General features: G+C 68.5%; 23 protein-coding genes. 10 read left to right on the top strand and 13 right to left on the bottom strand.

Annotation, left to right across the window (positions count from 1 at the left end; all coding sequences use genetic code 11):
* Position 1: 1 nt before the first annotated feature.
* The gene (locus tag WS49_RS11115; protein ID WP_059527814.1) at positions 2 to 1,564 is read right to left on the bottom strand and encodes a class I adenylate-forming enzyme family protein; all 1,563 of its coding nucleotides are present in this window, start codon (positions 1,562 to 1,564) and stop codon (positions 2 to 4) included.
* Between the two features lie 279 nt (positions 1,565 to 1,843).
* Here WS49_RS11115 and ybaK point away from each other — a divergent pair, with 279 nt between their 5' ends.
* Positions 1,844 to 2,335 (top strand): Cys-tRNA(Pro) deacylase, encoded by a 492-nt coding sequence (ybaK, locus tag WS49_RS11110; RefSeq protein WP_059527812.1) that lies wholly within the window; start codon positions 1,844 to 1,846, stop codon positions 2,333 to 2,335.
* Positions 2,336 to 2,481: 146 nt separating this feature from the next.
* A complete protein-coding gene (gene plsY / locus WS49_RS11105; RefSeq protein WP_059527809.1) occupies positions 2,482 to 3,120 on the top strand; it encodes a glycerol-3-phosphate 1-O-acyltransferase PlsY in 639 nt (212 codons plus the stop codon).
* 82 nt (positions 3,121 to 3,202) lie between these two features.
* Here plsY and WS49_RS11100 read toward each other — a convergent pair whose 3' ends face one another.
* Complete coding sequence (locus tag WS49_RS11100; RefSeq protein WP_006762345.1) at positions 3,203 to 3,688, bottom strand: YajQ family cyclic di-GMP-binding protein; 486 nt, start codon at positions 3,686 to 3,688, stop codon at positions 3,203 to 3,205.
* A gap of 136 nt (positions 3,689 to 3,824) precedes the next feature.
* Between WS49_RS11100 and murB the strand changes: the two genes are divergently transcribed.
* Complete coding sequence (gene murB / locus WS49_RS11095; RefSeq protein WP_059527807.1) at positions 3,825 to 4,874, top strand: UDP-N-acetylmuramate dehydrogenase; 1,050 nt, start codon at positions 3,825 to 3,827, stop codon at positions 4,872 to 4,874.
* 120 nt (positions 4,875 to 4,994) lie between these two features.
* Here the strand turns inward: murB and argF are convergent, their stop codons facing one another.
* On the bottom strand, positions 4,995 to 5,924 hold the full coding sequence (gene argF / locus WS49_RS11090) for an ornithine carbamoyltransferase (RefSeq protein WP_059527804.1): 930 nt from the start codon (positions 5,922 to 5,924) through the stop codon (positions 4,995 to 4,997).
* A 413-nt stretch (positions 5,925 to 6,337) separates the two neighbouring features.
* On the opposite strand from argF, the gene WS49_RS11085 reads away from it, so the two are divergent.
* On the top strand, positions 6,338 to 6,658 hold the full coding sequence (locus WS49_RS11085; protein WP_006762342.1) for a DUF3579 domain-containing protein: 321 nt from the start codon (positions 6,338 to 6,340) through the stop codon (positions 6,656 to 6,658).
* A gap of 146 nt (positions 6,659 to 6,804) precedes the next feature.
* On the opposite strand, the gene rpsT is transcribed toward WS49_RS11085, so the two are convergent.
* Positions 6,805 to 7,077, bottom strand: a complete 273-nt coding sequence (rpsT, locus tag WS49_RS11080; protein WP_006482211.1) for a 30S ribosomal protein S20 — start codon at positions 7,075 to 7,077, stop codon at positions 6,805 to 6,807.
* 304 nt (positions 7,078 to 7,381) lie between these two features.
* Here rpsT and murJ point away from each other — a divergent pair, with 304 nt between their 5' ends.
* The gene (murJ, locus tag WS49_RS11075) at positions 7,382 to 8,932 is read left to right on the top strand and encodes a murein biosynthesis integral membrane protein MurJ (protein ID WP_059527801.1); all 1,551 of its coding nucleotides are present in this window, start codon (positions 7,382 to 7,384) and stop codon (positions 8,930 to 8,932) included.
* A gap of 8 nt (positions 8,933 to 8,940) precedes the next feature.
* Positions 8,941 to 9,783, top strand: coding sequence for a SirB1 family protein (locus WS49_RS11070; protein WP_059528320.1), 843 nt, complete (start codon positions 8,941 to 8,943; stop codon positions 9,781 to 9,783).
* A 78-nt stretch (positions 9,784 to 9,861) separates the two neighbouring features.
* Here the strand turns inward: WS49_RS11070 and WS49_RS11065 are convergent, their stop codons facing one another.
* From WS49_RS11065 to lpxK, 5 genes are all read right to left on the bottom strand, one after another.
* The gene (locus WS49_RS11065) at positions 9,862 to 10,620 is read right to left on the bottom strand and encodes an SDR family NAD(P)-dependent oxidoreductase (protein WP_059527798.1); all 759 of its coding nucleotides are present in this window, start codon (positions 10,618 to 10,620) and stop codon (positions 9,862 to 9,864) included.
* Positions 10,621 to 10,833: 213 nt separating this feature from the next.
* The gene (gene adk, locus WS49_RS11060; protein ID WP_059527795.1) at positions 10,834 to 11,496 is read right to left on the bottom strand and encodes an adenylate kinase; all 663 of its coding nucleotides are present in this window, start codon (positions 11,494 to 11,496) and stop codon (positions 10,834 to 10,836) included.
* A gap of 208 nt (positions 11,497 to 11,704) precedes the next feature.
* A complete protein-coding gene (kdsB, locus tag WS49_RS11055) occupies positions 11,705 to 12,496 on the bottom strand; it encodes a 3-deoxy-manno-octulosonate cytidylyltransferase (RefSeq protein WP_059527793.1) in 792 nt (263 codons plus the stop codon).
* Positions 12,497 to 12,614: 118 nt separating this feature from the next.
* Complete coding sequence (locus WS49_RS11050) at positions 12,615 to 12,818, bottom strand: Trm112 family protein (protein WP_006750935.1); 204 nt, start codon at positions 12,816 to 12,818, stop codon at positions 12,615 to 12,617.
* On the bottom strand, positions 12,799 to 13,827 hold the full coding sequence (gene lpxK, locus WS49_RS11045) for a tetraacyldisaccharide 4'-kinase (protein ID WP_059527790.1): 1,029 nt from the start codon (positions 13,825 to 13,827) through the stop codon (positions 12,799 to 12,801). Before lpxK ends, WS49_RS11050 begins: the two co-directional genes overlap by 20 nt.
* A gap of 450 nt (positions 13,828 to 14,277) precedes the next feature.
* Between lpxK and xseA the strand changes: the two genes are divergently transcribed.
* The gene (gene xseA, locus WS49_RS11040) at positions 14,278 to 15,660 is read left to right on the top strand and encodes an exodeoxyribonuclease VII large subunit (protein ID WP_059527787.1); all 1,383 of its coding nucleotides are present in this window, start codon (positions 14,278 to 14,280) and stop codon (positions 15,658 to 15,660) included.
* A gap of 240 nt (positions 15,661 to 15,900) precedes the next feature.
* Positions 15,901 to 16,479, top strand: coding sequence for a superoxide dismutase [Fe] (sodB, locus tag WS49_RS11035; protein ID WP_044848579.1), 579 nt, complete (start codon positions 15,901 to 15,903; stop codon positions 16,477 to 16,479).
* Between the two features lie 112 nt (positions 16,480 to 16,591).
* Here the strand turns inward: sodB and chrA are convergent, their stop codons facing one another.
* The gene (gene chrA / locus WS49_RS11030) at positions 16,592 to 17,803 is read right to left on the bottom strand and encodes a chromate efflux transporter (RefSeq protein ID WP_059527784.1); all 1,212 of its coding nucleotides are present in this window, start codon (positions 17,801 to 17,803) and stop codon (positions 16,592 to 16,594) included.
* Between the two features lie 100 nt (positions 17,804 to 17,903).
* The gene (locus WS49_RS11025) at positions 17,904 to 18,611 is read right to left on the bottom strand and encodes a Crp/Fnr family transcriptional regulator (protein WP_059527781.1); all 708 of its coding nucleotides are present in this window, start codon (positions 18,609 to 18,611) and stop codon (positions 17,904 to 17,906) included.
* 81 nt (positions 18,612 to 18,692) lie between these two features.
* Here WS49_RS11025 and WS49_RS11020 point away from each other — a divergent pair, with 81 nt between their 5' ends.
* Positions 18,693 to 19,217 (top strand): Mpo1 family 2-hydroxy fatty acid dioxygenase, encoded by a 525-nt coding sequence (locus WS49_RS11020; protein ID WP_059527779.1) that lies wholly within the window; start codon positions 18,693 to 18,695, stop codon positions 19,215 to 19,217.
* Positions 19,218 to 19,399: 182 nt separating this feature from the next.
* Complete coding sequence (locus tag WS49_RS11015; RefSeq protein ID WP_059527776.1) at positions 19,400 to 20,014, top strand: class I SAM-dependent methyltransferase; 615 nt, start codon at positions 19,400 to 19,402, stop codon at positions 20,012 to 20,014.
* 15 nt (positions 20,015 to 20,029) lie between these two features.
* On the opposite strand, the gene WS49_RS11010 is transcribed toward WS49_RS11015, so the two are convergent.
* Positions 20,030 to 21,304: an EAL domain-containing protein gene (locus WS49_RS11010; RefSeq protein WP_059527773.1), complete on the bottom strand. Its 1,275-nt coding sequence runs from the start codon at positions 21,302 to 21,304 to the stop codon at positions 20,030 to 20,032.
* Positions 21,305 to 21,488: 184 nt separating this feature from the next.
* Positions 21,489 to 22,928 carry a multidrug transporter subunit MdtD gene (mdtD, locus tag WS49_RS11005; RefSeq protein WP_059527770.1) on the bottom strand — a complete coding sequence of 480 codons (1,440 nt, stop codon included), beginning with the start codon at positions 22,926 to 22,928 and terminating at the stop codon, positions 21,489 to 21,491.
* Between the last annotated feature and the right edge of the window lie 196 nt (positions 22,929 to 23,124).

The raw sequence follows: 23,124 nt of genomic DNA, 5'->3' as shown, positions 1-23,124 counted from the left end.
GTCACGCGAGTTCGCGCAGCTTGTGCTTCAGCACCTTGCCCGTCGATGCGGCCGGCAGCGCATCGAGCACGCGGATGCGCGCGGGGCGCTTGTAAGGCGCGAGCCGTTCCGCGCACCACGCCTGCAGCGCGGCCTCGGTCGCGGTCGCGCCCGGCACCAGTTCGACGAATGCGAGCACTTCCTCGTTGCCCTCGACCGCGCGGCCGACGACGGCCGCCTGCACGACGTCCGGGTGCGCGTTCAGCACCTGTTCGACTTCGACCGGATACACGTTGAAGCCCGAGCGGATGATCAGCTCCTTGCTGCGGCCCGCGATCGTCACCGAGCCGTCGGCTTCCTGGCGCGCGAGATCGCCGGTGCTCAGCCAGCCGTCAGGCGACACGGCCGCGCGCGTGGCCTCCGCGTTGCGGTAGTAGCCGAGCATCACGTTCGGCCCGCGCACGCGGATTTCACCCACTTCGCCCTGCGGCACGTCGGCGCCGTCCGGCGCGACGATCCGCATCTCGACGCCCGGGATCGGCATGCCGACCGAGCAGTCGGCACGCGGCGCGTCGAGCGGCGTCTGCGTGATCGTCGGGCTGCTCTCGGTCATTCCGTAGCCGTTGTGCAGCGGCACGCCGTACACGCGCTCGACGCGCGCCTTCAGGTCGGCGTCGAGCGGCGAGCCGCCCGAATACGCGAAACGCAGCCGCGGCGCGCGCCACGCGTGCGCGTGCGTGTGCAGGTGCTCGAGCAGCTTCGCGTGCATCGCGGGCACGCCCTGGAAGATCGTCACGCCTTCGTCGGCAAGCGCGACGCGCACGGCCTCCGGCGAGAAGCGCGGCGCGAGCCGCAGCGTCGCGCCCGCGTACAGGCTGCCGAGGCAGACCGACGCGAGCCCGTACACGTGCGACACGGGCAGCACCGTGTAGACGATGTCGTCCGGCGACACGCGGCGCAGCGCGCTCGACGTCGCCGCGATGAACAGCAGGTTGCGGTGCGACAGCATCACGCCTTTCGGCGAACCCGTCGTGCCGGTCGTGTAGATCAGCGCCGCGCATTGCGCGGCGCCATCGGCCGCCACCGGTTCGTCGGGCGCGCTCGGGTCGATGCGGTACGACCACGCGCCGATGTCGACCGGCAGCGCGTCGGCCGGCGTCGCGTCGTGGCGCGCCGCGTGTGCGCGCGCATCGGGCGATGCCTCCGTCGCGAACGCGATCAGCTTCGGCCGCGCATGCGCGGCGATCGCGTCGAGTTCGCCGGCCGACAGCCGCGCGTTCGACACGAGCGCCCATGCGTCGACGCGCGCCGCCGCGAACAGCAGCACGATCTGCGCGATGCTGTTTTCCGCGACGATCATCACGCGATCGCCGCCGTGCACGCCGAGGCGCGCGAGCCGCTCGGCAGCCGCATCGACCGCTCGCGACAGCTCGCCGTACGACAGGCGGCGCGCATCCTCGATCAGCGCCGGATGCGCGGGCGCTTGCGCGGCCCAGCGGGCGGGCACGTCGGCGATGCGCTCGGGCAAGGCGGCGAGCAACGCCGGGACGTCGAGCGGCGCGGATGAACGGACAGGCGAGGACATGGCGTCTCCAGAAGAAGGGCCGGGCGGCGGCGCGGCAAGTTTTGCGAACGATCGTGCCATGACGGCGGGCGCGCCACAATCGGCCAATCGGGCAATAGCACTTCGCGATGTGCGCAATGATGATGGACGGGCGCGCCGCGGCGACGGGTGCTCGCCCGGGACACCGGTGCAAAAGGGCCGCGAGTATACCGCCGGTGCGCGGCATGCCGCCCCGAACACGGGAAGGTGCGGTCGTGTGTCGACGCCCGCCCGGCGGTCGTTCGCCATTAAAATGCCGCCATGAGCAAATCCAGACACGTGTCCGAGACACCCGCGACCCAGCTGCTGCGCCGCCACGGCGTTGCCTTCGGCGAGCATCCGTACGATTACGTCGAGCACGGCGGCACCGGCGAGTCGGCGCGCCAGCTCGGCGTCGACGAACACAGCGTCGTGAAGACGCTCGTGATGGAGGACGAGCACGCGAAGCCGCTGATCGTGCTGATGCACGGCGACCGCACGGTGTCGACCAAGAACCTCGCGCGGCAGATCGGCGCGAAGCGCGTCGAGCCGTGCAAGCCCGACGTCGCGAACCGCCATTCCGGCTATCTGGTCGGCGGCACGTCGCCGTTCGGCACGCGCAAGACGATGCCCGTGTACGTCGAGTCGACCATCCTCGAATTGCCGACGATCTACCTGAACGGCGGCCGCCGCGGCTATCTCGTCAGCCTCGCGCCGACGGTGCTCACGACGCTGCTCGGCGCGACGCCCGTGCAGTGCGCGAGCGTCGACTGAGGGTTTCACCTTCGTGGCAGGCCGTGCTCGTTCGGTAGAATGAGCGCCGTTTCGGCCGGTCGGCCCGCACGGCCGGCCGCCGCAACCGGCCGGCATGCCGTGCCCGGCCGCCCCTTCACCGATACGTTGAAAGAAGAGTTCTCCGCATGCAGATCCTGCTCGCCGCACTTGTTGCCTACCTGATCGGTTCGGTGTCGTTCGCCGTCGTCGTCAGCGCCGCGATGGGCCTGGCCGATCCCCGTTCGTACGGGTCGAAGAATCCCGGCGCGACCAATGTGCTGCGCAGCGGCAACAAGAAGGCCGCGATCCTGACGCTCGTCGGTGACGCGTTCAAGGGCTGGCTCGCCGTCTGGCTCGCGCGGCACTTCGGGCTGTCCGACGTCGCCGTCGCGTGGGTCGCGATCGCCGTGTTCATCGGCCACCTGTATCCGGTGTTCTTCCGCTTCCAGGGCGGCAAGGGCGTCGCGACCGCGGCTGGCGTGCTGCTCGCCGTGCATCCGGTGCTCGGCCTGGCGACCGCGCTGACCTGGTTGATCGTCGCGTTCTTCTTCCGCTATTCGTCGCTCGCGGCGCTGGTGGCGGCCGTGTTCGCACCGGTGTTCGACGTGTTCCTGTTCGGCACCGGCCACAACCCGGTCGCGTGGGCCGTGCTCGCGATGAGCGTGCTGCTCGTGTGGCGCCACCGCGGCAACATCTCGAAGCTGCTGGCGGGGCAGGAAAGCCGGATCGGCGACAAGAAGAAAGCTGCGTCCGACGACGGCGCGCAGGACGGCGGGAAGGTCTGAGGAAGGGGATGACTGCTGCCGCCCGCCGGGGCGCCCTGCGTGCGGGGCCCGGCGGCGCGGCATGACCGGTCGACGGCGTCGATCAGTCGCGGAAGTTGTTGAAGTCGAGCGGGGTGTCGGTCACGTCCTTGCGCAGCATCGCGATCACGCTTTGCAGGTCGTCGCGCTTCGTGCCGGCCACGCGCACCGCGTCGCCCTGGATGCTCGCCTGCACCTTGATCTTGCTGTCTTTCACGAGCCTGACGATCTTCTTCGCGAGGTCGCCCGTCACGCCCTTCTTCACGGTGACGATCTGCTTGACCTTGTCGCCGCCGATCTTCTCGACCTTGCCGTAGTCGAGGAAGCGCACGTCGACGTTGCGCTTCGCGAGCTTGTTGATCAGCACGTCCTTGACCTGGCCGAGCTTGAAATCGTCGTCGGCGAACAGCGTCAGCTCGCGCTCCTTCTGCTCGACGCGCGCGTCGGAGCCCTTGAAGTCGAAGCGCGTCGAAATTTCCTTGTTCGACTGCTCGATGGCGTTCTTCACTTCGATCATGTTCGCTTCGGAAACGACGTCGAACGATGGCATGGCATTCTCCCTTGAGATGCGGGCGCCCGGCTCGCGCGCGGGCACTCGCTATAATTGCGGACTGTTTGCCATTTTACCGATGCCCCTCCGTTTGCCCAAGGCCGGCCGTGAGCCCGCCCGGCGGACGTGACCGCGAATGCCGATGCCTCCTGACGATTCCGCCCTGTCGCTGCTCCCCGACCATCCGCTTGCCGCGCACAATACGTTCGGCATCGCCGCGAAGGCGCGCTTTGCCGCGCGTATCACGCAGGCGGCGCAGTTCGAGGCGCTGCACCGCGACCCGCGCGTCGCGTCGCTGCCGCAGCTCGTGCTCGGCGGCGGCAGCAACGTCGTGTTCACGCGCGATTTCGACGGCGTCGTGCTGCTCGACGAGATCGCCGGCCGCCGCGTCGTGCGCGAGGACGACGACGCATGGTACGTCGAGGCCGGCGGCGGCGAGATCTGGCACGCGTTCGTCGCGTGGACGCTCGAGCACGGGATGCCTGGCCTCGAGAACCTTGCGCTGATTCCGGGCACCGTCGGCGCCGCGCCGATCCAGAACATCGGCGCGTACGGCCTCGAGATGAAGACGTATTTCGATTCGCTGGTCGCCGTCGAGCTCGCGACGGGGCGCAGCGAGCACTTCGACGCCGCGCGCTGCGCGTTCGGCTATCGCGACAGCTTCTTCAAGCGGGAAGGGCGCGGCCGCTTCGCAATCGTGGCGGTGACGTTCCGGCTGCCCAAGCGCTGGACGCCGCGGCTCGGCTACGCCGATGTCACGCGCGAGCTCGACGCGCGCGGCATCGCGCCGGACGCGGCAACGCCGCGCGACGTGTTCGACGCGGTCGTCGCGATCCGCCGCGCGAAGCTGCCCGATCCGCTCGTGCTCGGCAACGCGGGCAGTTTCTTCAAGAATCCGGTGATCGACGCCGCGCAGTTCGACGCGCTGCGCGCGCGCGTGCCCGAAGTGGTGTCGTATCCGCAGCCGGACGGGCAGGTCAAGCTCGCGGCCGGCTGGCTGATCGACCGCTGCGGCTGGAAGGGGCGCTCGCTCGGCGCGGCGGCCGTGCACGACCGGCAGGCGCTCGTGCTGGTGAATCGCGGCGGCGCGACGGGCGCCGAGGTCCTCGCGCTGGCGCGCGCGATCCAGGACGACGTGCGCGAGCGGTTCGGCGTCGAGCTCGAACCCGAGCCGGTGTGCCTGTAACGCGGCGCTTCGTACCGCGCATTTCATTCGCTCTCGCCGCGTACAAACAAAAAGCGCCGATCGACGATCGGCGCTTTTTTTCGCATGCCGCCCGATGCCGGCGGCGCGCGGGTGCTGCGATCAGTGCTTGAGGCGGCCGAGCAGCAGGAACTCCATCAGCGCCTTCTGCACGTGCAGGCGGTTTTCCGCCTCGTCCCACACGACGCTCTGCGGGCCGTCGATCACGCCGGCCGTCACTTCCTCGCCGCGGTGCGCGGGCAGGCAGTGCATGAAGAGTGCGTCCGCGTTTGCATGGCCCATCATTTCCTCGTCGACGCACCAGTCGGCAAATGCCTGCTTGCGCGCTTCGTTCTCGGCTTCGAAGCCCATGCTCGTCCACACGTCGGTCGTCACGAGATCGGCGCCCTTGCACGCTTCGTTCGGATCGTCGAACACCTCGTAGAACGGCGCGCTGCCCGGCGACACGAGCTTCATGTCGAGCGCGTAGCCCGGCGGCGTCGACAGGCGCAGCTTGAAGCCCAGGATCTGCGCGGCTTCGATCCACGTGTACAGCATGTTGTTCGCATCGCCGACCCAAGCGACCGTCTTGCCGGCGATCGGGCCTCGGTGCTCGTAGTACGTGAAGATGTCGGCGAGCACCTGGCACGGGTGGTATTCGTTGGTCAGGCCGTTGATCACCGGCACGCGGGAGTTTTCCGCGAAGCGCGTGATCACGTCCTGCTCGAACGTGCGGATCATGATGATGTCGACCATCCGCGAGATGACCTGCGCGGAATCCTCGACCGGCTCGCCGCGGCCGAGCTGCGTGTCGCGCGTGCTCATGAACACCGCGTGGCCGCCGAGCTGGAAGATGCCGGCTTCGAACGACAGGCGCGTGCGCGTCGAGCTCTTCTCGAAGATCATCGCGAGCGTGCGGTCGTGCAGCGGGTGATAGGTCTCGTAGTTCTTGAACTTGCGCTTCAGGATACCCGTGCGTTCGAGCACGTACTCGTAGTCTTCCAGCGAGAAATCCTTGAACTGCAGGTAGTGACGAATGGTTTTGGCGGTCATGAAACGAAATACGGCGGGTCTGAACCGGCAGCGGGGCCGGACGGCGCCGCCGTCGGGTGTGGATAACTCAAAGCAGCATAAAGGATTTTCTGTGCTTTGACGAGCCGCGCCGAAAACCGGGGCGGGATCGTCGCGCGCACGGGAGGATGCCGGAAGAGGGGCCGCGAGACGACGCGCGATGTCGCGCTGCGGTATAATCCAAAAGTTTTCTCCAGCCCGGCAGGCAAGGCTCTTCGCGCTCTGCCGGACACAAGCCATGCGCTGCACAAATCCGGTGCGGCGCGCCGGCGGCACGCAGCGACGTCCTGTTTTCGGGATATCGGAGCGCATGTGTCGCCGTCCACTCCAGCTTTGTGTTCGCGTATCCAGGCGCCGTCGCCTGGACATCGCCGGGCCGTCACTTGGGTAACCACATGGCTGAAACCCCTCCGACCGAATTCTTCATCCAGGGCATCACGAAAGACGGGAAAAAGTTTCGCCCGAGCGACTGGTCGGAGCGTCTGGCCGGCGTGATGGCCTGTTTCGGGCCGGGCGCGAGCGGGCCGAACGCGCGCCTGAAATATTCGCTGTACGTGCGCCCGACGATGCTCGGCGACCTGAAATGCGTGATCCTCGATTCCCGGCTGCGCGACATCGAGCCAATGGCGTTCGATTTCGTGCTGAACTTCGCGAAAGACAACAACCTCGTCGTCACCGAGGCGTGCGAGTTGCCGGACTACAACGAGAAGAAGTGAGTTGGGCGGGCGAGGGAGCATCCCGCGCCCGCGTCTGACGGTCGCCCGGCGCGATGCGCAGGCGACGCACGACAAAAAGCCCGCCTAGGCGGGCTTTTTTGCGATCGCAGGAAACAGGAACGCCCGCGAGAGCGGGCGCACCGGATTTACGCTGCTGCCTGCAGACCCTTGACGGCTGCGGCGAGGCGGCTCTTGCTGCGAGCGGCCTTGTTCTTGTGAACGATCTTCTTGTCGGCGATCGTGTCGATCGTCTTCACGGCAGCCTTGAACAGCTCGGCAGCCTTTGCCTGGTCGCCGGCTTCAACAGCCTTGCGAACCGACTTGATCGCGGTACGGAATTTCGAGCGCAGCGCCGAGTTGTGCGAATTTGCCTTCGCGGCTTGGCGGGCGCGCTTGCGTGCTTGTGCGGAGTTAGCCATGACGGTTCCTTATCCTGTCCTGTTTCCAGAGCTTGGAGCCTGACGGCCAAGCGCTGCTTTTCGATCCGTCCCCTGAGAACGATTGCCCAGGGGCGCATAAAAAACGGTGATTTTAACCGAGGCCGAGACATGAAAACGACAGGCGCCGTGCATGTAACAGGCTCAGAAACCGGCGATTATAGCAACAAAATCAAGCGCGTGGCAAGGTCAACGTGACGTCGGCCGGACGGGGGCGCCGGCGACATGGGCCCTTTTCGGCATCCGTCCGTGCCGGGACACGCAACGTCCGTATAATAAGCGCCCCATGAATCTATTCCGAGCCCTGCTGACGGTCAGCGGCTTCACGCTGCTGTCGCGCGTGACCGGACTGGCCCGCGAGACGCTGATCGCCCGTGCGTTCGGCGCCAGTCAATACACCGACGCGTTCTACGTCGCTTTCCGCATTCCGAACCTGCTGCGCCGCCTGTCCGCCGAAGGCGCGTTCTCGCAGGCGTTCGTGCCGATCCTGGCCGAGTTCAAGAACCAGCAGGGACACGATGCGACCAAGGCGCTCGTCGACGCGATGTCGACCGTGCTCGCCTGGGCGCTCGCCGTGCTGTCGGTCCTCGGGATCGCCGGCGCGTCGTGGGTCGTGTTCGCGGTCGCGTCCGGCCTGCATACCGACGGGCAGGCGTTCCCGCTCGCGGTCACGATGACGCGGATCATGTTCCCGTACATCGTGTTCATCTCGCTGACGACGCTCGCGTCCGGCGTGCTGAATACCTACAAGAGCTTCTCGCTGCCGGCGTTCGCGCCGGTGCTGCTCAACGTCGCGTTCATCGCCGCGGCCGTGTTCGTCGCGCCGCACCTGAAGGTGCCGGTCTACGCGCTCGCATGGGCCGTCATCGTGGGCGGCGTGCTGCAGTTCATCGTGCAGCTGCCGGGGCTGAAGAAGATCGACATGGTGCCGCTGATCGGCCTCAACCCGGTGCGCGCGCTGCGTCATCCCGGCGTGAAGCGCGTGCTCGCGAAGATGGTGCCCGCGACGTTCGCGGTGTCGGTCGCGCAACTGTCGCTGATCATCAACACCAACATCGCGTCGCGGCTCGGGCAGGGCGCCGTGTCGTGGATCAACTACGCCGACCGCCTGATGGAATTCCCGACCGCGCTGCTCGGGGTCGCGCTCGGCACGATCCTGCTGCCGAGCCTGTCGAAGGCGCACGTCGACGCCGATTCGCACGAGTATTCGGCACTGCTCGACTGGGGGCTGCGCGTCACGTTCCTGCTCGCGGCGCCGAGCGCGCTCGCGCTGTTCTTCTTCGCGACGCCGCTTACCGCGACGCTGTTCAACTACGGCAAGTTCGACGCGCATACGGTCACGATGGTCGCACGCGCACTCGCGACCTACGGGATCGGCCTCGTCGGCATCATCCTGATCAAGATCCTCGCGCCGGGCTTCTACGCGAAGCAGGACATCAAGACGCCCGTGAAGATCGCGATCGGCGTGCTGATCGTCACGCAGATCTCGAACTACGTGTTCGTGCCGCTGATCGGCCATGCGGGCCTCACGCTGAGCATCGGCGTCGGCGCATGCCTGAACTCGCTGCTGCTGTTCCTCGGGCTGCGCAAGCGCGGCATCTACCAGCCGTCGCCGGGCTGGCTGCGCTTCTTCATGCAACTGATCGGCGCGGCGCTCGTGCTCGCGGGCCTGATGCACTGGTGCGCGATCAGCTTCGACTGGACCGGCATGCGCGCGCAGCCGCTCGATCGCATCGCGCTGATGGCGGCATGCCTGGTGCTGTTCGCTGCACTATATTTCGGTATGTTGTGGGTGATGGGCTTCAAATACGCTTACTTCAGAAGGCGCGCCAAGTGACGACCGCAATGACCCGCGTCCTCGACTATTTCAGCACGCTCGTGGCGGACGACGACAGTCTGCCCGTCACGGAAACCGCGCTGTCGCTCGCACAGGACGCGTATCCCGACCTCGACCTGCAGGGCACGCTGGCCGAAATCGACATGCTGGCCGCGCGGCTGCGCCGCCGGCTCGCCGACGATGCGGACCTGAAGGACCGCGTCGCCGCGCTGAACGAGTTCTTCTTCCGCGAACTCGGCTTCGCGTGCAATCACAACGATTACTACGACCCCGATAACAGCCACCTGAACGCGGTGCTGAAGCGGCGACGCGGGATTCCGATCTCGCTGTCGGTGCTGTACCTGGAGCTCGCCGAGCAGATCGGCGTGCCGGCGCGCGGCGTGTCGTTTCCCGGCCACTTCCTGCTGCGCGTGACGCTGCCGGACGGCGACCTGATCATCGATCCGACCAACGGTCATTCGCTGTCCGAAGCCGAGATGGTCGAGATGCTCGAGCCGTACGTCGCGCGTGCGGCGGGCGCGGTCGACAGCGCGTTGCGCGCGCTGCTGCAGCCGGCCACGAGCCGCGAGATCATCGCGCGGATGCTGCGCAACCTGAAGACGATCTACCTGCAGACGGAACGCTGGCAGCGGCTGCTTGCCGTGCAGCAGCGGCTCGTGATCCTGCTGCCGGAACAGCTCGACGAGGTGCGCGACCGCGGCTTCGCCTATGCGCGGCTCGACTATCTGCGCCCGGCGCTCGAGGATCTCGAGCAGTATCTCGGCGAGCGGCCCGATGCGGACGACGCGACCGTCGTCGAATCGCAGGTGACCGAGTTGCGGCAGCGGATGCAGCGCGACGACGAGGACTGAGCCGTCGCGGTAGCGCCGAAACGCCGAACGTGAAAACGCCCGCATCGCGGGCGTTTTTCATTTGCAATTGCGAGGCCCTTACTTCGGCTGCATCCGGATCGCGCCGTCGAGGCGAATCACTTCGCCGTTGAGCATCGGGTTTTCGACGATCTGGCGCACCAGCATCGCGTATTCGTCCGGTTTGCCGAGCCGCGGCGGGAACGGCACCATCGCGCCGAGCGCGTCCTGCACGTCCTTCGGTATGCCGAGCAGCATCGGCGTCTCGAACAGCCCGGGCGCGATCGTCATCACGCGGATGCCGCTGCGCGACAGGTCGCGTGCGATCGGCAACGTCATGCCCGCGACGCCGGCCTTCGACGCCGCGTACGCGGCCTGGCCGATCTGTCCGTCGTAGGCCGCGACCGACGCGGTGCTGACGATCACGCCGCGCTCGCCGCCGTCGTTCGGCGCGGTTGCGGCCATCGCAGCGGCCGCGAGCCGGATCATGTTGAAGGTGCCGACCAGGTTCACGTTGATCGTTTTCGCGAATACGTCGAGCGGATGCGCGCCGTCCTTGCCGACAGTTTTCGCGGCGGGCGCGATGCCCGCGCAGTTCACGAGGCCGCGCAGCGTGCCCGCGCGCGTCGCGGCGTCGACGGCCGCCTGCGCATCGGCCTCGCTCGACACGTCGCAGCGCACGAACAGGCCGCCCAGCTCGGTCGCGAGCGCCGTGCCGGCCGCCTCGTTCAGGTCGGCGAGCACGACCTTGCCGCCGGCCTGCGCGAGCATGCGGGCCGTTCCGGCGCCGAGGCCCGATGCGCCGCCCGTGATCAGAAAGACGTTGCCGCGAATCTCCATCACTGTCTCCTTGGTGTTGGGTCCGATGCCGGTCGATCGGAGGAAAGGCCGGTGCGCCGGTCCACACGGCGCATGCGTTCGATCGATTGTACGGGGCGCCGTCGCGCACCGGCCAGTGCGGCACGGTCGTGCGAACCCAGGTCAGACGAAACGGCGGCAGCAGACGAAAAAAAAGCCGCCCGGAAGGGCGGCTTGCGGTGCACGACGCTGTGCTTACTTCAGTGCGTCGAACGCACGCTCGCGGATTTCATCGACGCTGCCGAGGCCCGAGATCTTGCGATACTGCGGGGCCTTCAGGCCGTTTTCCTCGCCGCGCTGCGCCCAGTCGCCGTAGTACTTGATGAGCGGCTTGGTCTGCGCTTCGTACACTTCCAAACGCTTCTTGACGGTTTCTTCCTTGTCGTCGTCGCGCTGGATCAGCGGTTCGCCCGTCACGTCGTCCACGCCCTCGACCTTCGGCGGGTTGAACTTGACGTGGTACGTGCGGCCCGACGCCGGGTGCGTGCGGCGGCCGCTCATGCGCTCGATGATCTCCGAGAACGGGACGTCGATTTCGAGCACGTAATCGATCGCGACGCCGGCGTCCTTCATCGCGTCAGCCTGCGCGATCGTGCGCGGGAAGCCATCGAACAGATAGCCGTTCGCACAATCGGCTTCCTTCAGGCGCTCCTTCACGAGACCGATGATCAGGTCGTCCGTCACGAGCTTGCCTTCGTCCATGAAGCGCTTCGCCTCGATGCCGAGCGGCGTGCCGGCCTTGACGGCCGCGCGCAGCATGTCGCCCGTCGAGATTTGCGGGATGCCGAACTTTTCCTTGATGAAGTTTGCCTGGGTGCCCTTTCCCGCGCCGGGCGCGCCCAACAGGATCAAACGCATGGTGATATCTCCAGTATGTAGATTCGTATGGCGAGACGCAAAAGCGTCGGCGACAGCGTGCGCGGGGCTTGCCTTGCGCGCGGCGGACCGGTCTGATGCGGCGCGTCGGCGAAAAGCGACGCGCGGCTGCCGGGGCGGGCCGTGGCGGGGTCAAGCGAGGACGCGCGGGTCGCGGACGGCTCGCACAATCGCCTGATTATGCCACGGGTTATTTTGAACCCGGCCGAAAAAGGGCCTGCACGCGTGCGAGATCGGCCGGCGTGTCGATGCCGGCTTCGGGCGCATGTTCGGTGATCAGCACCGCGATGCGCTCGCCGTGCCACATCGCGCGCAGCTGTTCGAGCTGCTCGGCCTGCTCGATCGGCGCCTGTGCAAGCGACGGATAGGTGCGCAGAAAACGCGCGCGATACGCGTAGAGGCCGATGTGACGATGGACCGGAAAGGCCGGTGCCGGCATGGCCGCGACGTCGGGCCAGTGCGGCTGGTACGCATCGCGGCTCCACGGAATCGGCGCGCGCGAGAAGTACATCGCGACGTTGCGCGCGTCGAGCGCGACCTTCACGATGTTCGGGTTGAACACGTCGGCGGCGGCGTGGATCGGGTGCGCCGCGGTCGCGATCGCGCAGTCCGGATGCGCGGCGAGGTGCGACGCTACGTCGCGCACGAGTGCCGGGTCGATCAGCGGTTCGTCGCCCTGCACGTTGACGACGACGGTGTCGTCGCTCCACCCGAACGTCGCGGCGACTTCGGCGAGCCGGTCGGTGCCCGACGGATGGTCGGCGCGCGTCAGCACCGCTTCGAAACCGTGCTCGCGGGCCGCGTCGAGCACGCTCTGCGCGTCGGACGCGACGAGCACCTGCTGCGCGCCCGCTTCGCGCGCACGCTCGGCGACGCGGACGACCATCGGCTTGCCGCCGAGATCGGCGAGCGGCTTGTTCGGCAGACGCGTCGACGCGAGCCGGGCAGGAATGACGGCGATGAAGGGCTGCGGATGAGTCATCGGGGCTGGGCGGTGAGAAGAGCGGGGCGGGCGGCGCGTCGAAGGCAGGCCGCCCGGGGCAGGGGCCGGCACGCGGCCGCGGCGAACCGCGGCCGGGCGCCGGTGCAGCGCCGAGGCGTCAGCTGCCGGCCGGGCCGGCGGGGTCGACCGGCGTGCCTTCGACGGTCTGGCGTGCTTCGTCGACGAGCATCACGGGGATGCCGTCGCGGATCGGGTAGGCGAGCTTGTCCGCGTTGCAGATCAGCTCCTGCGCGGCGCGGTCATAGTGGAGCGGGCCTTTGCAGATAGGGCACACAAGGATTTCAAGCAGGCGAGCGTCCACGGAGTTTCTCCACAACGAGGGCAATGAGGCGAGGATCGAGCGCGGCTTCGACGGGGACGACCCACAGCCGAGCGTCGCGCCAGGAAGCGCCCAATTTTACTGCATCCTTCTCGGTGATCAGGATCGCATCGACCGCGTCGTCGACGAACGGATTGTCGGCGAACGCGTAGTGGTCGGGCAGCGCGCGCGTCGCCGGTGCGAGGCCGGCCGCGCGCAGCGTCGCGAAGAAGCGTTCCGGCGCGCCGATGCCGGCCGCGGCGAGCACGCGCTCGTTCGCGAATTGAGACAGCGGGCGGCGCAGCGCCGGCTGGTCGAGGTGCCACGCGGCGCCCGGCGTGAGCGCGAGCGCATAGGTGTCGGGCCACGGCGGCAGCGCGCCGCTGTACGGATCGTTGACGAGCGTCGCGTCGCGGTGGCGCGACAGCGGCTCGCGCAGCGGCCCGGCCGGCAGCAGGAAGCCGTTGCCGCCGAGCCGGTGGTCGAACACGACGAGCTCGACCGTGCGGGCGAGACGGTAGTGCTGGAGGCCGTCGTCGCTGACGATCACGTCGACGTCCGGGTGCGCGGCGCGCAGCGCCTGCGCGGCCGCGACGCGGTCGGGGCACACCCACACCGGCGCGCCGGTGCGGCGCGCGATCAGCAGCGGCTCGTCGCCGGCCGCGCTCGCGCGCGATGCGGGCGTGACCGCGGTGGGGGCCTTCACGTTCGCGCCGTAGCCGCGCGACACGATGCCCGGCGTGAACCCGGCCGCGCGCAACGCGTCGACGAGCGCGATCACGGTCGGCGTCTTGCCGGTGCCGCCGACGGTCACGTTGCCGACCACGACGACGGGCACGCCGACGTCGACTGGTTGCTTCCAGCCCTGCGCGTAGGCCGTGCGGCGCAGCGCCGCGCACAGGCCGAACACGCACGCGAACGGCGTGAGCGCCCAGGCGAGGGCGCCGCGTCGCTGCCATTCGCGCGTGAGGCGTGCTTCGAGCCGCGCGAGCGGGCCGCCGGGCGCGCTCATCGGGCCGGATGCGGCGCGTCGTGCACCGCGGCGTGGGACGGATTCATCAAGACGGATTCTCCGTTGGGCGGCGCATGCCGCAAGGTCTTCGGAAGGCGGCACTCTAGCGCGCCGCACGCGGGCGCGGCAAGCGCGGCCGGGCGACGCATCAGATGGGGGCAGATCGGAGCGGGTTGTGGATAACTCTGTGAAAAACTCCCCGCCCATCCGCGTCAAACGCCCGCCGGATGGACTTCGAATCGGCGTCGAACAAAACTGTAAGGTTTAAAAATATATAAAAATCAACGCGTTACGCGGAATTGTCTGGTTTTTTTCGCGGTTTTCAAGCGTTTTTGGCGGACGATTGCCAGAGTGTGGACACCTTCCGCGTGTTGCAGTGCGCGCGGCCGGCGCTGGACGCCGCGCGCGTGTCGGACTATCGTGTCGCCGCCAGCATTCATCCGACCGCCCATGCTTTCCGACTCCCCTTTTTCCGCTCCCGGCGCCACGCGCGGCGGCGACGAAGTGATTCCCGTTTCGGCGCTCAATCGCGCGATTTCGACGATGCTCGAGCGCTCGTTTCCGCTGCTGTGGATCTCGGGCGAAGTGTCGAATTTCACGCGTGCTGCGAGCGGCCACTGGTATTTTTCGATCAAGGACCAGCAGGCGCAGATGCGCTGCGTGATGTTCCGCGGTCGCGCGCAGTACGCGGAATTCACGCCGCGCGAAGGCGACCGGATCGAGGTGCGCGCGGTCGTCACGATGTACGAGCCGCGCGGCGAAGTGCAGCTCAACGTCGAGGCCGTGCGGCGCACGGGCCAAGGGCGCTTGTACGAGGCGTTCCTGCGGCTGAAGGCGCAGCTCGAGGCCGAAGGGCTGTTCGCAGCCGAGCGCAAGCGGCCGCTGCCGGCGCACCCGCGCGCGATCGGCATCGTCACGTCGCTGCAGGCCGCCGCGCTGCGCGACGTGCTGACCACGCTCGCGCGCCGCGCGCCGCACATTCCGGTGATCGTCTATCCGGCGCCCGTGCAGGGTGCCGGTTCCGCCGAAAAGCTCGTCGCGGCCGTGCAGACCGCGAATGCGCGGCGCGAGGTCGACGTGCTGCTCGTCTGTCGCGGAGGCGGGTCGATCGAGGATCTGTGGTCGTTCAACGACGAAGCGCTCGCACGAGCGATCGCGGCGAGCGAACTGCCGGTCGTCAGCGGCGTCGGCCACGAAACCGATTTCACGATCGCGGACTTCGCGGCCGACCTGCGCGCGCCGACGCCGACCGGCGCGGCCGAGCTCGCGAGTCCGCAGCGCGCGTTGCTGTTGCGCGAGGTTGCCGACCGTCAGCGCGCGCTTGCGCGCAGCCTGGAACGCGGGCTCGAGCAGCGTGCGCAGCAGCTCGACTGGCTCGCGCGCCGGCTGGTCAGCCCGGCCGAACGGCTGCAGCGGCAACGCACGCACGTCGAACAGCTGGCGGTGCGGCTCGCGTCGGCGGCGTCGCGGCCGGTGCGCGACGCGCGCGCGCGTTTCGCGCTCGCGCAATTGCGCTGGCAGCGCGCGCGGCCCGACCCGGCGCAGGCGCGTCAGGTGCTCGCCGGGCTGTCTCAACGTCTCGCGGTGGCGCTGCAGCGCCGTCACGAGCGCGATACCGCGCGCGTGTCGGCCTGCGCGGCGCGGCTCGAGGTGCTGAGCCCGCAGCGCACGCTCGAGCGCGGCTATGCGGCGCTGATCGACACGCAGACCGGTCGCGCGGTGCGCGCGCCGAGCGCGCTGAAGCCGCAGCGCCGACTCACCGTGCATCTTGCGGAAGGCTCGGCCGACGTGTCGCTCGCCGACGTGCAGCCGCGGCTGACCGACACGATGTGACGACGGCGGCGTAAGCGAAACGAAGGTCGCGCGCCCGGCGGTCCGGATATACCGGTCGCCGGACGCGGGAACGGATGCTGCGCATCGTCGTCTCGTCCTGCCGGATGAAGCGCCAGCGGCGATTTTCTGCATACCGCGGATAAATGCCCGTGAGTTTGCGGGGATATTCGGACTCGCCTACAATCGGACGCTCGGCAGCATTCAACACAGCCTCCCTACATACTCAACGAAGGAATCGCCATGGCTCATACGCTCCCGCCGCTCCCGTACGCTGAAGACGCACTCGCGCCGACCATCTCGAAAGAGACGATCGAGTACCACTACGGCAAGCATCACCAGGCATATGTGACGAACCTGAACAATCTGATCCCGGGCACGGAATTCGAAAACCTGTCGCTGGAAGAGATCGTGAAGAAGTCGTCGGGCGGCATCTTCAACAACGCCGCGCAAATCTGGAACCACACGTTCTTCTGGAACAGCCTGTCGCCGAACGGCGGCGGCGCACCGTCGGGCGCGCTGGGCGACGCGATCAACGCGAAGTGGGGTTCGTACGACGCATTCAAGGAAGCGTTCACGAAGGCCGCGGTCGGCACGTTCGGTTCGGGCTGGGCATGGCTCGTGAAGAAGGCCGACGGTTCGCTCGACATCGTGTCGACGAGCAACGCCGCCACGCCGCTGACGACGGCCGACAAGCCGCTGCTGACGATCGACGTGTGGGAACACGCGTACTACATCGACTACCGCAACGCACGTCCGAAGTTCGTCGAAGCGTTCTGGAACATCGTGAACTGGGACTTCGCAGCGAAGAACTTCGCGTAAGTCCGGGCATCCTGCGCGCCTCCGCGGCGCGCGGCACACCCCAAAAAAAGCCCTCGTCACGAGGGCTTTTTTGCTTTCGGCGGACGTGAGTCGACGCGCGGCATTCGCCCGATCAGACGATCATCCCCGACAACCAGCCGAGCGCCGCGCTCGCGATCACGACGGCCCACGGCGGCACGCGCCAGAACACGAGCGCGACGAATGCGACGAGCGCGGCCGCGAAGTCGCGCGGCGACACGATCGTGTCGCTCCACACCGGGTGATAGAGCGCGGCGAGCAGCAGCCCGACGACCGCCGCGTTCACGCCCGCGAGCGCGGCCTGCATGTGCGTGCTGCGGCGCAGGCGTTCCCAGAACGGCGCCGTGCCCGCGACGAGCAGGAACGACGGCGCGAAGATCGACACCAGCGCGATCGTCCCGCCGAGCCAGCCGTTCGGCGCGTCGCGCAGCGATGCACCGAGGAAGGCCGAGAACGTGAAGAGCGGCCCCGGCACGGCCTGCGCGACGCCATAGCCGGCGAGAAATGCCGAATCGCCGATCCAGCCCGGCGCGACGACGGCCGCTTGCAGCAGCGGCAGCACCACGTGGCCGCCGCCGAACACCAGCGCGCCGGTGCGGAAGAATGCGTCGACGACGGCGAGCGTGTGCGAGCGCAGCGTGCTCGCCGCGACCGGCAGCACGACGATCAGCGCGGCGAACAGCATGAGCCACAGCACGCCCGCGCGGTGCGACACGTGCAGCGGCAACGGATCGTGGGCGCCGAGCTCGGGCTGCGGCAACAGCATGAGACCGGCGGCGCCGGCCGCGACGATCACGACCACCTGCAGCCACGCGGCCGGGACGAGCAGCGCGATGCAGGCCGCGATCGCCATCAGCGTGACGCGGCGCGCATCCGGGCACAGCGTGCGCGCCATGCCCCACACCGCCTGCGCAATCACCGCGACCGACACGATGCGCAACCCGTGCAACGCGCCTGCCGCGACCGGCATGCCCGTCGCGTGGACGCCGAGCGCGAACAGCATCATCAGCAGCGCGGACGGCAGCGTGAAGCCGAGCCATGCGGCGAACATCCCCGCATAGCCCGCGCGCGACAGGCCGATCGCCATCCCGACCTGGCTGCTCGCCGGCCCCGGCAGGAACTGGCACAGGCCGACGAGATCCGCATAGGCGCGCTCGGTCAGCCAGCCGCGCCGCGTGACGAACGCGTCGCGGAAGTAGCCGAGATGCGCGACGGGGCCGCCGAACGACGTGAGGCCGAGCCGCAGGAACGCGACGAATACGGGCCACGCATGGCGGGACGGAGTGGTGACGGTGGACGTGTTCAAGAGCGGATGCGGGGAGGGCGAACGAGCCGCCACGATAGCGCAATGCGATGACGGCGGGAATGCGGCGTGGCGGCGATTGCGCGGCGTCGTCGGGGTGCGGTCAGTGCGTACCGTCGGACAGGCCGCTCGCGCGGCGCAGCGCGTCGACGTCGACGAGTTCGATTTCGCCGACATGCAGCCGCACGATGCCGTCGGCCTGCAGCGCCTTCAACAGCTGGTTGGTGGTTTGCCGCGTGAGCGACAGCATCGCCGCGAGCTTTTCCTGCGACAGCCGGATGCGCGTGCGGCCGGCGCTGATTCCGCCGTAGCCGTCGGCGATCATCAGCAGCCGCGCGGCAAGCCGCTGCGCGGCCGGCATCACGCTCATCGATTCGACGGTCAGGAAGCTCAGCCGGAGCTTTTGCGCCATCAACAGCGCGAGCTGCCGCCAGTATTGCGGCGTCGCGTCGAGCATCGCGAGCAGCGCGGCCTGCGGGACGTGCAGCAGCAGCGTGTCGTCGAGCGCGATTGCGTCGTGCGTGCGCGGCTGGCCGTCGAACAGCGCGATCTCGCCGAACCATGTGACGGGTTCGGCGACCGTCAGCAGCGCTTCCTTGCCCTGCGGATCGACCGCGCCTATGGTGAGGGAACCGGCCAGCACCGCATACAGCCCGCACGGCGGGTCGCCGCGGCGGAACAGCGCCTGGCCGGCCGGCAGGTGCCGCAACGCGGCGCGGGCGAGCAACGCCTCGCGCAACGCGGGCGGCAGCGCGGCGAACCACGGGTGCGCTTCGAGCTGCGGCAGGTACGGGGCGAGCGGCGAGGGCATGGACACGCGATGTCGGGTAGCTGACAGAGGTTGTCGGGCGTGACGCGCATCATAGCGCCCAATGATCGTTCAGGAGACACCATGAAGACGCTCGAGGATCACCTTTCCCAGTATGCGGCCTACCATCGCGACGCGCGCAACATCGCGACGCATCTGGTCGGCATTCCGATGATCGTGTTCGCGGTCGAGGTGCTGCTGTCACGGCCGGCGGTCGGCGTGCTGGCGGGCGTCGCGCTGTCGCCGGCGCTGCTGCTTGCGGTGGCGTTCGCGGTGTTCTACCTGCGTCTCGACCTGCGCTTCGGCTTGGTGATGACCGCGCTGTTCGCGCTCGGCCTGTGGGCCGCGCAGACGCTCGCATTGCTGCCGACCGCGCAATGGCTCGGGATCGGCATCGGCGCGTTCGTGGTCGGCTGGATCGTGCAGTTCGTCGGGCACTGGTTCGAGGGGCGCAAGCCCGCGTTCGTCGACGACCTGGTCGGCCTGATGGTCGGGCCGCTGTTCGTCGTCGCCGAAGTCGCGTTCTTCGCGGGCCTGCGCGGCGACGTGCGCCGCGAAGTCGAGCGGCGCGCGGGCCCGGTTCACGGCGGCGTGCACTCGCATGTCTGACACGCCGGCCGCGCCGGTCTGCGGGTTCGGCGCATGCTCGACCGATCCGGCCGGCAAAGCCGCCAGGGCCGCCGCGCGGCTCGTGCTCGCCGCACAGGACCCCGCGCCACACCACGCGCGATGCGCAGCGGCTAAGATGCGGGATGCGTCGCACGACAGGACGCGTACGCGGAGCAATCGCCATGGTGGATCGCCCGACTCTCGATGCCTACGACGCCCATGCCGCGCAATACGCGCAGGACTGGCTCGACCAGGCCGCCCCCGATGACATGTATGCGCTGCTCGAGCAGTATTTCTCGCCGGGGCCGACCGCCGACGTCGGCTGCGGCGCGGGGCGCGACACTGCGTGGCTCGCGTCGCAAGGATTCGACGTGCGCGGCTACGATGCGAGCGCGGCGCTGCTCGCCGAGGCACGCTTGCGTCACCCGTCGCTGACGTTCGAACTGGCCGCGCTGCCGGCGCTCGCGGGCGTGCCGTCCGGCGCGTTTCGAAACGTGTTGTGCGAGACGGTCGTCATGCATCTCGAGCAGGCCGATGCCGCCGCGGCGGCCGCGCGGCTGGCCGCGCTGCTGATGCCCGGCGGCACGTTGTACCTGAGCTGGCGGGTGGCCGGCAACGGCGCGTTGCGCGACGAGCGCGGCCGCTTGTACACACCGCTCGATTCGGCGCGCATGCACGCGGCGCTCGGCCCCGGCATGCACGTAATCGACGAGCACGAGGTGGTCAGCGCGTCGTCCGGCAAGCGCGTGCATCGGCTGATCGCGCGCCGGGACGACGCCATCGATGACGCCGCATGAGCGCGGCGCGCGAACTCATTCGCGGTTGAGCGCCGCTTCCCAGTTGATGTCGACGCACAGCACCTGCATGCCGGTCGCGGCCGGCGCGGCGATCGATGCGGTCACGCACAGGTGCGCTTCGTTGATCGACAGGTACGGCGGCGTCAGATGCACGCGGCCCGGCGCGCGCATCGCGTGGATGAAGTAGGGGCGGCGCTCCCAGCTCGCGCCTTCCGAATGCAGCAGCGGCCGGAAGCGTTTCGCCCGCTGCGATACGCTGCCGCGCGCGAGCACGTTGTCGCCGATCTGGCGGCCCGATGCGTCGAGCAGGAAGCAGCGCGCGGTTTCCGGCAATCCCAGCACGGCGCCGGCGGCGTCGATCAGCGATTCGCCCGCGACGAGCTTCCGGCTCGCTTCCTCCAGCGCGGCGACATACGGCGCGAGGCGTTCGGCCTGCGTGCGCTCGCGTTGCGCGACGCGCAGCCGCAACGCGGCCGACAGCGTATCCATGCAGCCCGCGGCGGCCTGCGGTTGCACGGGGTCGACGCTCGGCCCCGCGAAGTACTGCCCTTGCACGAAATCGACATCGCATTCGAGCGCGATCAGCGCGTCGCGCTCGGTCGAGAGCCCGCCCATCAGCACGAGCTGGCCGGATTCGTGCAGCAGCGACACGAGCCCCGGCAGCACACGCTCGAGATGCGAGTGTTCGCTCGCCTGGGCGAGGATCCCGCGGTCGAGCGTGACGATGTCGGGATGCAGGTGCCACACGCGGTCGATGTTCGAATGTTTCGCGCCGAAGCCGCCGAGCGCGATCAGGAAGCCGGCCTTGCGCAGGCCGTCGACGATCGCCGCATAGCGCGGCGTCTCGCCGCCTGCCTGCTCGGGCACTTCGAGCACCACGCGATGCGGCGGCAGGCCGAGCGCCTTCAGGTTCGCGAGCAGTGCGTCGCCGTAGACGGTGTCCATCAGCGCGGCCGGATGCAGGCTCAGGAAGAGCCATTCGTCGTGACTGTCGAACGCGTGGAAGTTGCCGAGATGCAGCGATTCGGCGAGCCGGCCGAGCTCGAGCAGGTCGCCGCGCCGCGCCGCCTGCGTGAACACCTCGTGCGACGCGACCTGGCGGCTGTCCTCGTCGTGCGCGCGCAGCGACGCGTGATAGCCGATCGCGCGGCGGTGCGACACCGAGAAAACGGGCTGGAACACGCTGAACACGGTGTACGCACCGTACAGCACGGTGCGCCGCTTGCCGTCGTCGCCGGCGACGGGGCGGGGCGGCTGAAAGCCGGGTGGATCGATGTCGATCATGCTCATGATGTCGGCCGAAGGAAGACTGCCAGTTTACCTACAGAATAGGCGAGCAAGAAGCATGCACGGCATCGGGCCCCGTGCGGACGCCCCGTCGCGGTCGCCGGGTGCCGCGCGGCGCAGCCATGCTGCACCGACATGGTGCGCGGCGCGCCGTCGTGGGGTTTCCCGGCACGACGCGCGTCGTGCGTCACGCGCGCTCGGACGGATCGGTCTTGTGCTGCGCGCGGGCGCGGATCTCGGGCGCGAGCTGCGCGAAGATCCACGCGGACGCGGCCGTGATGATCCCGACGCAGATGAAGGTCGCGTGGAACGCCGGCAGCGTGTTGCTCGGCGTCACCGTGCGCAGCATTCCGGTGAAGGTGGCGAGCAGCGCGCCCGCGACCGTGACGCCGAGGCTCATCGACAGCATCTGCACGAGCGAGAACAGGCTGTTGCCGCTGCTCGCGCCGCCGGTGCCGAGATCCTTCAGCGTCAGCGTGTTCATCGCGGTGAACTGCATCGAGTTGAAACCGCCGAACAGCGCGAGATGGACGACCTTCACCCACACGGGCACCGTGTCGCGCATCAGCGCGAAGCTCGCCATCATCACGCCGACCATGATCGTGTTCACGAGCAGTACCTTGCGGTAGCCGTGCTGCGTGATCAGCCGCGTGATGATCCGCTTCGAGAACATCCCGGCCGCCGCGACCGGCAGCATCATCAGCCCGGCCTCGAATGCCGAATAGCCGAGGCTCACCTGCAGCAGCAGCGGGATCAGGTACGGCATCGCGCCGCTGCCGATCCGCGCGAACAGGTTGCCGAGCAGGCCCACGCTGAACGTGTGGATCTTGAACAGCTCGAGCGAGAAGATCGGCTGCGGCGCGCGCACCGCGTACAGCCCATACGCGACGAAGCACGCGAGGCTCAGGATCAGCAGCACGAGCACGGCCGCGTGCTGCATGCCGAGATCGGCGAGCCCGTCGAGCGACAGCGAGATCGCGACCATCCCGATCGTCAGCAGCAGATAGCCCTTCAGGTCGAAGCGGCCGACGGCCGGGTTGCGCGCGTCGGGCATCGAGTAGAAGGTCGCGACGCAGCCGGCGACGCCGACCGGCACGTTGATCAGGAAGATCCAGTGCCACGACGCGATCTTCACGAGCCAGCCGCCGAGCGTCGGCCCGATCAGCGGACCGATCAGCCCGGGGACCGCGACGAACGACAACGCGGCCAGGTAGCGTTCGGCAGGGAACGTGCGCAGCACGGCGAGCCGCCCGACCGGCAACAGCATCGCGCCGCCCACCCCCTGCACGACGCGGAACACGACGAGCTGCGACAGCGTATGGGCGTTCGCGCACAGCAACGAACCGAGCGAGAACACCAGGATCGCGCTGAAGAACACGCGCCGCGTGCCGAACGTGTCGGCGAGCCAGCCCGAGACGGGAATCATCACCGCCATCGTCAGCGAGTATGCGATCACGACCGACTGCATCCGCAACGGCGATTCGCCGAGGCTCGCGGCCATCGACGGCAGCGCCGTGTTGACGATCGTCGCATCGAGCGTCTGCATGAAGAAGCCGGTCGCAACGAGCCAGAGCATCACGGTGAGGTTCTTTTCGCCGGGGGCGGCGGCGGGCGGGCGTTGGAACATGGGGACGGACCGAGGGCGCGGGACAGCCGCCATTGTAGGCAAAGCCGCCGTCACACGCAGGATCGGCAACGCGTGCGCCGGACGCCCGTCCGTGAACCGGCCGGTACAGTTCAGCCGAAAGTGTCTGCAGGCGTATCTGTCCGTGTGTTGCCGCTGTCCGAAATACTGGTGTCATCGAACCCACGCGACCCGGAGG

The sequence above is a fragment of the Burkholderia sp. RF7-non_BP4 genome (genome assembly GCF_001521935.1).
GTDB classification, from domain to species: Bacteria; Pseudomonadota; Gammaproteobacteria; order Burkholderiales; family Burkholderiaceae; genus Burkholderia; species Burkholderia diffusa.
This window is presented reverse-complemented; position numbering and strand designations above follow the sequence as displayed.

Bases quoted from the DNA above. Each gene is read 5' to 3' on its own strand.
- WS49_RS11115 (WP_059527814.1), bottom strand. From the start codon at position 1,564: ATGTCCTCGCCTGTCCGTTCATCCGCGCCGCTCGACGTCCCGGCGTTG.
- ybaK (WP_059527812.1), top strand. From the start codon at position 1,844: ATGAGCAAATCCAGACACGTGTCCGAGACACCCGCGACCCAGCTGCTG.
- plsY (WP_059527809.1), top strand. From the start codon at position 2,482: ATGCAGATCCTGCTCGCCGCACTTGTTGCCTACCTGATCGGTTCGGTG.
- WS49_RS11100 (WP_006762345.1), bottom strand. From the start codon at position 3,688: ATGCCATCGTTCGACGTCGTTTCCGAAGCGAACATGATCGAAGTGAAG.
- murB (WP_059527807.1), top strand. From the start codon at position 3,825: ATGCCGATGCCTCCTGACGATTCCGCCCTGTCGCTGCTCCCCGACCAT.
- argF (WP_059527804.1), bottom strand. From the start codon at position 5,924: ATGACCGCCAAAACCATTCGTCACTACCTGCAGTTCAAGGATTTCTCG.
- WS49_RS11085 (WP_006762342.1), top strand. From the start codon at position 6,338: ATGGCTGAAACCCCTCCGACCGAATTCTTCATCCAGGGCATCACGAAA.
- rpsT (WP_006482211.1), bottom strand. From the start codon at position 7,077: ATGGCTAACTCCGCACAAGCACGCAAGCGCGCCCGCCAAGCCGCGAAG.
- murJ (WP_059527801.1), top strand. From the start codon at position 7,382: ATGAATCTATTCCGAGCCCTGCTGACGGTCAGCGGCTTCACGCTGCTG.
- WS49_RS11070 (WP_059528320.1), top strand. From the start codon at position 8,941: ATGACCCGCGTCCTCGACTATTTCAGCACGCTCGTGGCGGACGACGAC.
- WS49_RS11065 (WP_059527798.1), bottom strand. From the start codon at position 10,620: ATGGAGATTCGCGGCAACGTCTTTCTGATCACGGGCGGCGCATCGGGC.
- adk (WP_059527795.1), bottom strand. From the start codon at position 11,496: ATGCGTTTGATCCTGTTGGGCGCGCCCGGCGCGGGAAAGGGCACCCAG.
- kdsB (WP_059527793.1), bottom strand. From the start codon at position 12,496: ATGACTCATCCGCAGCCCTTCATCGCCGTCATTCCTGCCCGGCTCGCG.
- lpxK (WP_059527790.1), bottom strand. From the start codon at position 13,827: ATGAGCGCGCCCGGCGGCCCGCTCGCGCGGCTCGAAGCACGCCTCACG.
- xseA (WP_059527787.1), top strand. From the start codon at position 14,278: ATGCTTTCCGACTCCCCTTTTTCCGCTCCCGGCGCCACGCGCGGCGGC.
- sodB (WP_044848579.1), top strand. From the start codon at position 15,901: ATGGCTCATACGCTCCCGCCGCTCCCGTACGCTGAAGACGCACTCGCG.
- WS49_RS11025 (WP_059527781.1), bottom strand. From the start codon at position 18,611: ATGCCCTCGCCGCTCGCCCCGTACCTGCCGCAGCTCGAAGCGCACCCG.
- WS49_RS11020 (WP_059527779.1), top strand. From the start codon at position 18,693: ATGAAGACGCTCGAGGATCACCTTTCCCAGTATGCGGCCTACCATCGC.
- WS49_RS11015 (WP_059527776.1), top strand. From the start codon at position 19,400: ATGGTGGATCGCCCGACTCTCGATGCCTACGACGCCCATGCCGCGCAA.
- WS49_RS11010 (WP_059527773.1), bottom strand. From the start codon at position 21,304: ATGAGCATGATCGACATCGATCCACCCGGCTTTCAGCCGCCCCGCCCC.
- mdtD (WP_059527770.1), bottom strand. From the start codon at position 22,928: ATGTTCCAACGCCCGCCCGCCGCCGCCCCCGGCGAAAAGAACCTCACC.